Genomic DNA, 13,475 nt, shown 5'->3' with positions numbered 1-13,475 from the left:
GTAGGCACACTCCGTTGTGCCGTCAACTGCGGAAAGGAAAGACTTTGCAAATATTACCTGCAATAGATCTTCGCGGTGGAAAATGTGTAAATTTGGTACAGGGTATCGCCTCACAGGAGACCGTCTTTTCGGACGCGCCTGTAGAGATGGCGCGACGCTGGCAAGCCGAGGGTGCGGAATACTTACACCTCGTGGATTTAGACGGTGCGTTTCAAGGTGAATCGGCGAACCTCCATATCGTCAGCGAGATTGTGGATGCACTTGATATACCCGTTCAACTTGGTGGCGGTATCCGTAGCATGGAACAGTTGGCAGCGGTTTTGGCGTTGGGCGTAGATCGTGCGATTTTAGGCACGGTTGCTCTCAAACAACCGGATTTAGTGAAGCAGGCGTGTGCCAAGTATGGCGAGTGCATCGCTGTCGGCATTGACGCGAAAGACGGTCTGGTTGCTACAGAAGGCTGGTTGGAAGTCTCTCAGAAACCTGCAGTTGAATTCGCACAAGAGATGACAGACGTGCAAACATTTATTTACACCGACATCAAAAGCGACGGTATGCTCAAGGGACCGAATGTTGACGCAACAGCGGATATTATTGATGCTGTCCCTGCGAATGTGATCGCTTCAGGCGGTGTCACGTCGCTCACTGACGTGACCGCTTTGAAACAGATCGGTGCCAGCGGTGCGATTATAGGACGGGCGCTATATACCGGTGATCTTGCACTACAAGACGCAATTGCCGCAGGTTAAATTGGTAATCTGGGAGGGTTTGTACGCCCGAATCTGTTCCACTTGTAGGAGGGGTTTGTAACCCCGAATTACCGAAATATTTATTTCAGTTTCATAAGCAAGTTTGAATATTAAATATGCCCATTTTACATCAATGACGGGCGGGGAAACCCCGCCCCTACGAGCTCGGCATTGGCACCTACCGAAAAAACTGAGAGATTATTATTTAATATTGCTTAAGCAAGTTTGAATATTAAATATGCCCATTTTACATCAATGACGGGCGGGGAAACCCCGCCCCTACGAGCTCGGCATCGGCACCTACCGAAAAAACTGAGAGATTACTATTTACTATTGCTTAAAACCGCGGATCACTCCACACCCGTCACAACACCGAGACCAATCCGCGAACCCATCTTTTTCACCTCAAATCGGGTGCCTACTTCCATTGCTAACGGTAAGTCGAGTGTGAGCGTGACGTGGGCATAATCCCCCGGCGTAATAAGGGAAAGTCCAGATGGGAGTTTTAGGTGCGCTGGCATATCAATGCCCCAGAGGTAGATGTCGGGTCTGTCGTTTTCGATGAGTGGGATATGTGTGCCGCTCTCTTCGTGTGTCAGCAGATAGATGAGTGCAATAAATTCGGAATGTGATTTGATTGTCTTTGGTGGACAAAGCACTTGCCCGACAGACAACCAATCCGGTTCCGATTCAACGGACACTTCATTCTCCTTTGTGCTGAGGACCCGCGTCTTAATCCTATCGCCTTTACCGACAATATCTACCGCTTGACCAACGGCGAGTTGCCCCTGTACAATCTCACCATGTACGGATACCTGATCCTTTGTTTCTTCGATGATTTCATGGATTGGCATGATAAGCGGCAAGTGCTTAGTATTTATAGGTGCTGGCATTGTGCGGTTCATCGCGAAGACCAGATCGACAATTGGCTGCCATTGCGCGGAGGTGATGCTATTGCCTTTGTAGTCTAATGCTTTAAGTGCGTCCCCAATAGTTATTGATGCACTCTCTTCTCCCCATCCACATTCGTTCAGTAGTTCATCCATCTCCTGTAGACAGATGTCCAAAAGTTCGTCATCTTTTGAAATACCACCTGTATTGAGAAAAGGAAGGACTCTCGGCATGTGCATCTGGTGTGCAAGGTAGAGTTGCGCTTGGGAATCAGGTGTGATCCCCTCAACTGCATTCACGACCCAGATCCCGCCCTGAATTGCCGGTGAGCCACTGATTAACATTTTGACAACATCAAGATGTGTTTCGCAGTCAATTTGTGTATAAAGTTTGCCGCTGGTTTCGTAGGCTATCCTGCGGTAGGTAATGCCGACCCCTTCTCGGATTGGGTGGTTAATAGGCGGTTGCGCTTCAAAATTGCTGTCACCATCGGTGTGAATCGCTCCGATTCTTGAGACGACTTTCGCTATCGCCGCTGTCAATGTTGTTTTACCGTGTCCATCCGCACCGAGGGTACAGATCGGCAGTCTACGATGCGTATTCTGTTTTTTCTCTGTCATTTCCTGTCTCCTAATGGTCCTAATTTTGTTACTGCAATTTCCATTTCATTATAGCATAGAGTCGAGAATTGAACAACAATGTGATTATGTGAGCGGAAAAACTTGTCAAACAGTCCAATGCGTGATAGACTATTAACGTTTTGAAATCTACAATTGACGAACACGAGACAACTTCTATCAGAAATAGAAAAATGTTAAGCCAAAAAATCTATCATCGTAGCGAACTCGCATCCTGTCTTCAACACCTGAAAACTGAAGGTAAGATCGTTGTCACGACCAACGGTTGTTTTGATGTTTTACATTTGGGACATCTCCGGTATCTTCAAGCGGCGCGCCAACTCGGAGACCTGCTCGTAGTAGCGGTCAATAGTGATCATTCGGTACGGCAGCTCAAGGGTGAAAATCGTCCACTTGTACCTGAAACGGAGCGCGCAGAGATGCTTGCAGGGCTGGAATGCGTTGATTACGTTGTCATCTTTCCAGAGTTGACACCGATTGGCCTGCTCTCCGAACTCAAACCGAGTATTCATGTTAAAGGTGGCGACTATAAACTGGAACAACTCGTTGAGAGAGAAGTTGTTGAGGCAAACGGCGGCAAAGTTGTCGTCGGTCTAAACGTCCCCGGTAAGTCCACAACCAATCTCATTGAAGTGATATGTGAACGATATAAAGACACACAGTCACCATCGTAGGTTGGGTAGAGCGGTGAATGACCAAGAAACCTCAAATCTATCAGGAAAATACCTTTTTCAATGATCTATTCATAGAAATAGACATAGCGAAACCCAACAATCTAACTGAGGAGGCAATCATAGTCCAATGCAGATAAACGATTCATTACAACCCATCGACCTGAAGCCTCAGCTTGAGCGACTTTTTGAATACTCAGGTCAAAAGATTTTAGCCGTTGAGGATACGTGGCCCCCTGAAAAAGGCACACCTGTCTTTACCGTCGCTGGCACCTACACGACACGCGGCTGGACCGAGTGGACACAAGGGTTCCAATTCGGCTCTGCCATCCTCCAGTTTGATGCCACGGGTGATGAACAGTTTCTTGAGATCGGCAGACGGAATACGATTGAGAAGATGGCACCACATGTCACACACATTGGTGTACATGATCACGGGTTTAACAACGTCTCAACTTATGGCAATCTCCGTCGCCTCATGCGAGAAGGCGTCATTCCGTCGGACGTTAACGAGATGCACTTCTATGAGCTCGCACTCAAAGCCTCCGCTGCCGTACAAGCGAGTCGGTGGACCCAAATTAAAGATGGGACAGGATATATCGCATCTTTCAACGGACCTCATTCGCTCTTTTCAGACACGATCCGTTCTCTGCGGGTTTTAGGACTCGGGCATACCCTCGGTGCTGTGCTGATGGATGAAGGTGATGTTGCTGTTAATCTATTGGAACGCCTGCTCCAGCATTCGCAGACGACAGCAGCTTATAACGTCTACTACGGCGAAGGACGCGACGCTTACGATCTACGTGGACGGGTGGTGCATGAATCGATCTTCAATACGAATGATGGGAACTACCGCTGCCCAAGCACGCAGCAGGGGTATTCGCCGTTTACGACGTGGACGCGTGGATTAGCATGGATTATTACTGGCTATGCAGAGCAGCTTGAGTTCTTTGATACGCTAACGGAAGATGATCTTGAACCTTTCGGTGGGTATGGTTTAGCAACAACACACATGCGCAAAGCAGCGGAAGCCACCGCCGATTTCTATATTGAGAACACAGCGCAAGATGGAATTCCGTATTGGGATACCGGTGCCCCCGGTTTAACGGAACTCGGTGATTATTTGGCAGTCCCTGCGGATCCGTATAACGATCTTGAACCGGTGGACAGTTCCGCCGCAGCGATTGCAGCGCAAGGATTGATTCGGCTCGGTAACTACCTCAAGAAGCACGGTGAAACAGAGGCAGGTGATTCCTATTATCAAGCAGGCTTAACCGTTGCCAAGACGCTTTTCGCCGAACCGTATTTGTCCGCGTCTGATTCACATCAAGGGTTGCTGTTGCACTCAGTGTATCACCGTCCAAATGGATGGGACCATGTACCAGAGGGTCGAAAGATTCCATGCGGAGAGGCATCCATGTGGGGAGATTATCACGCCCGCGAACTCGCAGTCCTATTATGGCGAGAAATAAATAATAAGCCATATCTGACGTTTTTCTAACGTGTATGTGGTAGGCGCGCATTGCAAGCACGCCTACAATGTAAACCGGATTAGGGGAGACAACGATGAGCGAAGTCAAAGATACACAGGGTCCAAAGGTTGAAATCGCTGTTGAGAATTTCGGTCCCATTGCTGAAGCGAATATTGATTTGCGTCCGCTGACGGTATTTGTTGGTCCCAGTAACACTGGGAAGACCTATTTTGCTACGTTGGTGTATGCTTTGCATGGGGCCTTTAGCGGTTTATTTCATTCAAATCTTTTTTCTCCTTTTCAGTATGGAGTTATGGAAATATTAAGTGTACTTTTAACCGGTCTCACTACGTCAAAGGGAGAAATTCAGGAGATACTTAACAAATTAAATGTGATAGATAGGTCTTTTAAATTGTCGGATTTTTCCGAGGAGATTCGCCAAAAATTAGGGATTAGTATCAAAGATACAGGTTTTTTTAGGCAAGAATTGCGGGATGAACTCAAAAATTGCTTTGATCTGAATGCTGTTTCAGAATTAATGCGGTTGACTGGAGAACAGCGTAATGAGATAAAGGTTTTGTTGAGAATCAGTGAAAGAGGTCAAGAATATTTGAACATCAAGATGAAGGCTTCTGAGTCAGAAGTTAGCCTGTATAATTCAATCTCTCTTGATAGCCCGGATTATGACGACACAGTTCTCCTTCCTAAAGAGTGGTCGGCTTACGGGAAATTAAGCGTTGATGATAATAGAGTTTACATAGTAGATTTTAGGCGTCCTCTGGTCCCCAATAGGTTTTACTTACCTGCCGCTCGTAGTGGTATTATGCAAAGCCATCGCATTATCGCAAGTTCACTTGTGAAGCGGACCACCCGCGTAGGCTTGGAACGTTTCCCCGAGGTTCCCACTATGTCAGGCGCGATAGCAGACTTTATGGAAAGGGTTATTCTTTATGAAGAGGGTAGCGTTTCCAATGACGAAATGAAGTGCCTTGCAGAAACACTAGAATCCGAAGTGCTTGCTGGACGAATACTCCTAAAACTCTCACCAAGTGGGTATCCAGGTTTCTACTACCGTCCACAAGGTATAGAAGAGGATATACGTTTAAGCGAAGCTTCGTCAATGGTATCTGAACTTGCTCCTCTGGTGTTATTTCTCCGAGGTCTCATTAACCCTGGTGATACACTTATTATCGAGGAACCGGAAGCACACCTACATCCCGGTGCTCAAGCGGATATGGCGGTCATTCTCGCTCGCTTAGTCCAGGCAGGGGTTAGGGTGATCATAACAACACACAGTGATTGGTTGCTTCAGGAAATTGGGAATCTGATGCGCGTAGGAGAGCTTGAGAACGCTGGAAAAAGGGTTAGCGAACTACCGACTTCTCTTCAGAAAGAACAGGTCGGCGTTTGGCATTTTCAAAAGAGTGGAAAGGTGGAGGAAATTCCGTATGACCGTATCAACGGAGTGGAACCTATGGAATATTTAGACGTGGCTGAAGATCTCTACAACCGTTCTGCACGTCTCCAAAATAGACTTGAAGAAACGAAAGGTGACAGCGAGCGTGCATGAGAGTAGGGTTCTTGGTGAATTCCGAGTGCTTTTCAATGAAAGTAGTCTGATCAATTCGTGTAGTGGAGAAGGATGCAACGTTGACATGGCTGAGGTGCCGTCTGAACGGGTAGTTGTAAATCTGGAGCATGAATTTGACATGCGAGGAAGGACAGAAAAACGGTGTGACCGACTTCTCTTCTTCATTCATCCTGTTGAAAGCAATCTCGTTGCAGCTGCGATCGAACTCAAGCGTGGGAGAGCCGTTGAATCAGACGTAATTGAAAAGACGGAAAACAGTCTGAAATTTATTGCGCAAATCGCGCCAGTTTCAATCCGTGCACAAATTATCTATACACCTGTTCTATTTGAAGGTCGAGGTGTTAAGTGGACGAATCCTAAAGGAGCAAGGCAACTGAAAGTATTCGTCCACGGCAAGTGGTTGCAAATTCTGACAGGTCGTTGTGGCAGACCGCGAAATTTGGCAGGCGTGCTGTTTGGATAAGATTAACTTTAAGCGATAACCTCCTCAACTTGTCCTGTCTCCAGTGAACGGTTCGCAGCGAGGGTGACAGCAAGGCTCTTCACAGCATCAGCATAGGAAGCAAGCACCAGTCCCTGATCGTTCGCATCAACAGCACTGATGAACTGTTCAACCTGCCGGAAATAACCCGCTTCCGTGCCAGTGTAGTCAACGCCTTCACCGCTAATTTGACCGCGCAATCCAGAATCGTGCGTGAGTTTGAGGTAGAGATCATCGCCTACGAGTTCAGTCGCGAAATTCTCGTGTGCGCGGGCAACACAGGTACTGGTAATGCTGCCTACAGCGCCACTCTCAAACTGCATGTTGCAAACAGTGCACTCCTCAAAATCGGCAATCCCGTCGGAAACATTTTTGATACCGTAAGCCTGAACACTGTCAACATCGCCGAGGAAGTAGCGGATGAGGTCAAAGACGTGGGTCGTCTGCTCTACCATCTGTCCGCGGGATACCTCATACTTCCCCCACCAAGGATGGTTCGCACCCATTCTTGTGAGAAACCGCCCAATCCCCATGGTAAGTTTCTGATCGCCGACTAATTCCTTCGCTTTCGCCGTAATATCGCTATACCGCGCCATATAACCGACTTGATTGATAACACCTGCGGAAGCAATTGCATCACTGGCATGTTGAGCAGTTTCCAAGTCTTGTGCAACGGGTTTGGCAACGAAAACTGCCGCCCCTGACGCTGCTGCATCGGCAACCTGTGTCGTGTGTGCACCGGGTGGGATACAGGTAAACACGACATCGGGTTTCTCCTTCTGTAGCATCTCAGTGTGGGCGGTGTATGCTGTTGCATCTTCGTCTTCAGCGATAGCCGCTGCACGTTCAGCATTTATATCACAGACCGCTGCAATCGGACGTTCAAGTTGATTAAGGCTTCGGCGGTAGCTTCCAGCAATACCACCAACGCCAATAAAGGTGATTTTCATATCAATTTCCTATTTTTTGTTAAAATACGGAAGTAAGGTAGAGTATCTGACCCTACGTCCTCGGTTAATCATCTGCTGGGACTGCGTTACCCAATAGTTCTTCATCTGAAACGGTTCGGAATCGTTCTTCTGGATCTCTCAAGAGAAGTCCGCGTAGGTCTGTCGTAATCGCGTAGAGTGCAGGCATCACAAACAGCGTCATTGTGGTTGCGAGCGCAAGCCCGAAGATGATTGTATACGCCATCGGCATCCAGATAGGCGACTTGCCACCTAACCCGATTGCCATCGGAATGAGTCCGAAAATCGTCGTCATCGTGGTGAGAACAATTGGACGCAATCGGAGACTACCGCCTTTCAGAATAGCGTACCACTTGTTATATCCCTTTTCTCGGTACTTGTTAATGAAGTCGATAAGCACAATTGAATCGTTCACCACAATCCCGGAAAGGGCAACGATACCAAACATAGCGACGACGCTAAGTGTCGCATGGGAAAGTAGGAGTCCGACCATCGCACCGATCATACCAAACGGAACAGCAAACATAATGATAATCGGTTGTATAAATGACCTGAATTGTGCACCCAATACCACATAGATTAGCAACAGCCCAACAATGAACAACTTCCACAACTCGGAAAAGGATTCTGTAATTTCATCAAAAACCCCTCGAAAATCGAGTTGGTATCCCGGATACAAAGATTCTATGCCAGCAAATGCACTGATGAGCGATTGATTCACTTTAAAGGCAGTCGTCTTTTCTTTATCTACGGATGCATAAACCGTGATTGCTCGCTCACCGTCAAACCGATGGATATCTGCGTACCCCTTTTCCATCACGATATTTGCAACATCCTTGAGTGGGACAATAGCACCAGTGGGTGTTGTAATCAAGAGATTATTAAGCTTCGCGAGATTTGTAAGGGCATCTTCCTCATATTTGACAATGACATCAATCGCTTCGTCTGCTTCACGATAAGTTGTGGCTTTAGCCCCCTCCAAAGCAGTACGAACGGTTTGGGCAACCTGAAACGTGGTTAATCCATATTGATATGCTTTCTCCTGATTCAAGTAGATGCGGAGTTCAGATTTTCCGATGCTGAAGTCATCTTGGATATCGTAAACGCCATCTATCTGAGATAGGGCTGTCTTAAGAACGCCAGCGAGTTCAGTCAGATTCTCAAATCTCGGTCCTTTTACTTTGACTCGCACATCTGCTACTTGTGGTGCCCCCCCGTCCTGTGTGGCGAAACTCAGTCGCTCAATTCCACTAATTGTAGCGGTTTTCGTCCGTAGTTCTGCGATGATCTCATCCACACCTCGGGTGCGCTCTTGCTTTGGTGTGAGTTCGACGATTACCTCTCCTAAATTTGAGCCGTAGGTAACACTTTTTCTTACCAAACCTGACATAAATGTGTGTAAACCGACATTGCTGACGACCGCATCAACTTCAGTCGATGGAAGTCTTTTAGCCATCTCTTCAATTTGGACAATTACTTCTGTTGTTTCCTGTATTCCGTAGGAAGGTGGCATCTCGGCTTTGACATAAAATTGTGGGAACTCTTCACCAGGGAAGAGTTCCCTGTCAAGCACAAAAAATGCCCCGATACATGCAACCAATCCGAAGAAGAGGATACCACCTACAAACGCATATCGGTGTCGAATGGTTATTTTCAGGATTCTAACATATCGGTTCCGAATTAATTCAAAAAACAAGGCAAACCATACGAAAAAGCCGACAATGCGGACACCGAGGGTGAAACCCCTCGGAGACTCGGTTCGGAGATTTTCAAGCCTACTGCGTCCTGTGCGAATTTTGGTTCTCCCCCATTCAGCGACGTGTGCTGGTAAAATTACAAAGACTTCAAAAAGAGAAGCTATCAACACCAGAATTGCCATAACCGGCACGATCCGCATAAACTGTCCAGTAACACCAGACATAAACATCAACGGTCCAAAAGCACAGATTGTCGTCAGGCTTGCCGCTACAACGGGCCAACCGACCTCTTCTGCACCGCGGATAGCGGCAACTTTTGGAGATACTCCAGACTCAATATGCCGATAGATGTTTTCCATGACAACAATAGCATCATCAACGACAATCCCTACGACTAAAATAAGCCCAAACAGGGAGACACCGCTGAGCGTATAACCAGCAATGGACATAAACCAAAATGTTGCCATGAAGGCGACCGGTATGCCGAGTGCCGCAAATAGGGCATTCCGCCATCCAATAAAGAGAAGGAGCATTAGTACAACAAGCACCAAACCGAAAAACGCATTTGTTTCAAGAATTCCTAATCGTTCTTTGAGAACAACGGAATAGTCATTAACAACCGTCAACTCAGCACCTTCAGGGAGGGACGTTCTCCGATTGTCGACTAATTCTCGAAGTTTAGCAACTAATGCAATTGTGTTTCCCTCAGTCTTCTTTTGCACACTCAGGCTAATCGAAGGTTGGCCATCAATTCGCGATAGCGTTCGCACCTCCTCGTAGGTGTCAGAGATTGTTGCCACATCTTTCAGGCGGAGAAGTGTCCCTGTCGGCTGAGCAGTGATGAGAGTTTCGCCAATAGTGTCCAAATCGGTGAATTCTCCCATCGTTCGGATCATGAATTCTGTCCCACCCAGTTCCATTGTGCCGGCGGGGAGATTCAAGTTGTTTGTTCCGAGCGCGGTAATAACCGCTGAAATTGGGAGTCGGTATGCCTTCAATCGATCAGGGTTCACCTCAATCCATATTTCCCTCTCACGGAGACCTGCCATTCCGACAGAGGCAATGTTTTTGAGGTCCGAGATTTCATCTTTGAGATTCTCAGCAATATTCCGCATCTGCGTTTCCGCAATATTTCCACCTACAACAATCGTCAAAATAGGAAAACCAAATGAGCTATCAAATTCTTCGACCCTCGGATCATCTAAGATCTCCTCTGGCAACTCATTTACCTGCTCAACAGCGGTGCGTATGTTTTCAAGTTCCTTGTCAAAATCCCGGTTGCTTATCTCCTCAAAATCGACAAAGATAACAGAACGTCCTTCTGAAGAGGTAGAAAACAATAGGTCAACTTTGTTGACGTTCTCCTCAATAGCATCTTCAATAGGAGCAGTGACAAGCATCTCGACTTCTTCTGGGGAGGCTCCTGGGTATAGCGTTGTCACAACTGCGCTCTGTACTGAGACTTCTGGAGTGAGTTCCCGCGGTAGATTCATCCATGCGTACAACCCAAAAACGATGATTATAATCATCAGGAGATTCGCTAAAACGGGGTTATTCACGGATATTTTGGGGATGGACATGGTGATCGAATTTTATTGTGTGGGATCTTGGGATTTAGGGTTTTACCTACAGACATTTCATCTCAAAAAGGCAAAAATTGTATAAGACGAGGTCCGAAAACCTCGCCTTATCATTTCTCAATCGTCAGCTGGTACCGCGGCACCCAACAGGTCTTCATCTGAAACGATTTGGAACCGTTCTTCTGGGTTTTTCAGGACGAGACCGCGTAGGTCTGTTGTGATTGCATAGAGCGCAGGCATAACAAACAGCGTCATCGTGGTTGCGAAGGAGAGTCCGAAGATGATGGTGTACGCCATCGGCATCCATATAGGCGATTTACCACCGAGACCAACTGCCATCGGAATGAGTCCGAAGATTGTTGTGAGTGATGTTAAGATAATCGGACGCAAGCGGATACTTCCACCTTTCAGGATGGCGTACCACTTATTGTAACCGCGTTCTCGGTATTTGTTGATGAAGTCGATGAGCACAATCGAATCGTTGACGACAATCCCAGAGAGTGCAACGATACCAAACATGGCGACCATACTAAGTGTGGCATTAGAAAGGAGTAGTCCAAACATCGCGCCTATCATACCGAACGGAACGGCAAACATAATAATAATCGGTTGGATAAACGACTTAAATTGTGCACCCAACACGACATAGATTAACAGCAGACCGACGATAAACAGTTTCCACAATTCCGCAAAAGAATCTCGAATCTCATCGAAAAGTCCTCGAAAATCGAGTTGGTATCCTGGGTACAAAGTTTCCACATTGGCGAATGTGCTGATTAACGCCTGATTCACTTTGAAAGGCGTTGTTTTCTGTCTATCTACGGATGCGGAAACCGTAATCGCCCGCTCCCCATCGAATCGACGGATATCAGAATACCCTTTCTCCTCTGTAATGTCGGCGACATCTTTGAGCGGGACAATAGCACCCGTAGGGGTTGCAATCAATAGATTGTTGAGTTCCGCGATGTTTTTTAGGCTATCTTCCTCGTATTTGACGACGACATCAATCGCTTCATCTGCTTCACGGTAGGTGGTGGCTTTGGCACCTTCAATAGCCGTGCGAACCGTTTGTGCAATTTGGAATGTTGTTAACCCGTATTGATAAGCTTTCTCAGGCTTCAGATAGATACGGAGTTCAGATTTGCCAGTGCGAAAATCATCTCGGATGTCGTAAACACCATCCATTTGAGTGAGAGTGGTTTTCAGGACTTCAGCGAGTGCTGTCAATTGCTCAAATCGGGGCCCCTTTACCTTGACTTCCACGTCTTGCCCTTGTGGAGGGCCACCTTCTTGCGTAATGTAATTCAGTTGTTCTATCCCGCTAACAGTTGCTGTTTCCTTTCGCATTGAGGCAATGATTTCATCTACGCCGCGGGTCCGTTGCCGTTTGGGGGTGAGTTCAATGATGACCTCACCAAAATTGGAGCCATAAGTAACACCTTCCAGCAGTCCTGAAGTCGGTGTATGTATACCGATATTACTGACAATCGCAGCGACTTCACTTGATGGAAGGGTCTTCGCAGCTGCTTCAATTTGTGCTATGACAGCGGTCGTCTCTTGCATGCCGTAGGAAGGCGGCATTTCGGCTTTGACGTAGAATTGCGGAAAATCTTCGCCCGGGAAAAGTTCTTTGTCGAGAACCAAAAATGCGCCAACGCACGCGATCAAACCGATGAGAAGGACACTTCCAACAAAAGCATACCGATATCGGATTGTTACTTTTAGGATCCTAACATATCGGTTCCGTATGAGGTCAAAAAAGGTGGCGAACCACACAAAGAAACCTGTAATTCGGGCACTTAGAGTGAAAGCACTCTGAGATCGGCGGCGGATGGGATCAAACCTACTACGTCCTTCCGGCAGTTTGGCTTTTCCCCATTCAGAGACGTGTGCAGGCAAAATTACGAAGACTTCAAAGAGGGATGCGATCAGGACGAGAATTGCCATGATCGGAACGATCCGCATAAACTGACCGGATACACCGGACATGAACATCAGGGGACCGAATGCGCAGATTGTCGTCAAACTTGCGGCGATAACCGGCCAACCCACTTCTTGCGCGCCGCGAATAGCGGCAACTTTTGGGGATTCCCCTGTCTCAAGGTGCCGATAGATATTTTCTATGACGACAATAGCGTCGTCAACGACAATCCCGACGACCAAGATGAGTCCAAACAGGGAGACGCCGCTGAGTGTATAACCCGCGACAGACATGAACCAGAAGGTCGCCATAAACGCAACCGGTATCCCGAGTGCAGCGAACACTGCATTTCGCCAACCAATAAAGAGAAGAAGCATCAGCACAACGAGAATCAAACCGAAAATAGCATTCGTCTCCAGAATGCCTAACCGTTCCTTTAGAATAACAGAGTAGTCGTTAACTGCTGTCAATTCGGCACCTTCGGGAAGGTCGATTTTCCGTTTTTCAACTAATTCGCGGAGCACGGCAACTAACGCGATCGTGTTACCCTCCGTCTTTTTTTGGACACTCAAACTGATAGAAGGTTTTCCACTGATTCGTGATAAGGTTCGCGCTTCTTCATAAGTGTCTAAGACAGTTGCGACATCGCTAAGGCGGAGTGGGGTGCCTGTGGGTTGAACGGCGATGATAGTTTCGCCTATGGTGTCTGGATTTGAAAATTCGCCCATCGTGCGGACCATGAACTCTGTATTTCCGAGTTCCATCGTGCCAGCAGGCAGATTCAAATTGCTTGCACGAAGTGCTGTGATAACTCCT

At 47.2% G+C, this 13,475-nt stretch carries 9 protein-coding genes; 5 read left to right on the top strand and 4 right to left on the bottom strand.

Translation table 11 applies throughout. From position 1 onward, the window contains the following. Window positions 1–44 precede the first annotated feature (44 nt). Window positions 45–749: a 1-(5-phosphoribosyl)-5-[(5-phosphoribosylamino)methylideneamino]imidazole-4-carboxamide isomerase gene (hisA, locus tag OXH00_01915; GenBank protein ID MCY3739756.1), complete on the top strand. Its 705-nt coding sequence runs from the start codon at window positions 45–47 to the stop codon at window positions 747–749. 350 nt (window positions 750–1,099) lie between these two features. On the opposite strand, the gene OXH00_01910 is transcribed toward hisA, so the two are convergent. Next, window positions 1,100–2,260, bottom strand: coding sequence for a GTP-binding protein (locus tag OXH00_01910; GenBank protein ID MCY3739755.1), 1,161 nt, complete (start codon window positions 2,258–2,260; stop codon window positions 1,100–1,102). 191 nt (window positions 2,261–2,451) lie between these two features. On the opposite strand from OXH00_01910, the gene rfaE2 reads away from it, so the two are divergent. From rfaE2 to OXH00_01890, 4 genes are all read left to right on the top strand, one after another. Then, window positions 2,452–2,952, top strand: coding sequence for a D-glycero-beta-D-manno-heptose 1-phosphate adenylyltransferase (rfaE2, locus tag OXH00_01905; protein ID MCY3739754.1), 501 nt, complete (start codon window positions 2,452–2,454; stop codon window positions 2,950–2,952). A 127-nt stretch (window positions 2,953–3,079) separates the two neighbouring features. Continuing rightward, entirely contained in the window at window positions 3,080–4,450 is a 1,371-nt protein-coding gene (locus tag OXH00_01900) for a glycosyl hydrolase (GenBank protein ID MCY3739753.1), read from the top strand. A gap of 65 nt (window positions 4,451–4,515) precedes the next feature. Continuing rightward, on the top strand, window positions 4,516–5,991 hold the full coding sequence (locus tag OXH00_01895) for an AAA family ATPase (GenBank protein MCY3739752.1): 1,476 nt from the start codon (window positions 4,516–4,518) through the stop codon (window positions 5,989–5,991). Further along, window positions 5,984–6,475 (top strand): hypothetical protein, encoded by a 492-nt coding sequence (locus OXH00_01890; GenBank protein ID MCY3739751.1) that lies wholly within the window; start codon window positions 5,984–5,986, stop codon window positions 6,473–6,475. Before OXH00_01895 ends, OXH00_01890 begins: the two co-directional genes overlap by 8 nt. Window positions 6,476–6,483: 8 nt before the next feature. Here the strand turns inward: OXH00_01890 and OXH00_01885 are convergent, their stop codons facing one another. The 3 genes from OXH00_01885 to OXH00_01875 form a co-directional block, all read right to left on the bottom strand. Continuing rightward, on the bottom strand, window positions 6,484–7,443 hold the full coding sequence (locus OXH00_01885; protein ID MCY3739750.1) for a Gfo/Idh/MocA family oxidoreductase: 960 nt from the start codon (window positions 7,441–7,443) through the stop codon (window positions 6,484–6,486). Between the two features lie 64 nt (window positions 7,444–7,507). Continuing rightward, window positions 7,508–10,738 (bottom strand): efflux RND transporter permease subunit, encoded by a 3,231-nt coding sequence (locus tag OXH00_01880; protein MCY3739749.1) that lies wholly within the window; start codon window positions 10,736–10,738, stop codon window positions 7,508–7,510. 117 nt (window positions 10,739–10,855) lie between these two features. Next, on the bottom strand, window positions 10,856–13,475 hold a 2,620-nt coding region (locus tag OXH00_01875; GenBank protein MCY3739748.1), incomplete at its 5' end, for an efflux RND transporter permease subunit.

This window comes from Candidatus Poribacteria bacterium, assembly GCA_026706025.1.
In the GTDB taxonomy this organism is placed as follows: domain Bacteria; phylum Poribacteria; class WGA-4E; order WGA-4E; family WGA-3G; genus WGA-3G.
This window is presented reverse-complemented; position numbering and strand designations above follow the sequence as displayed.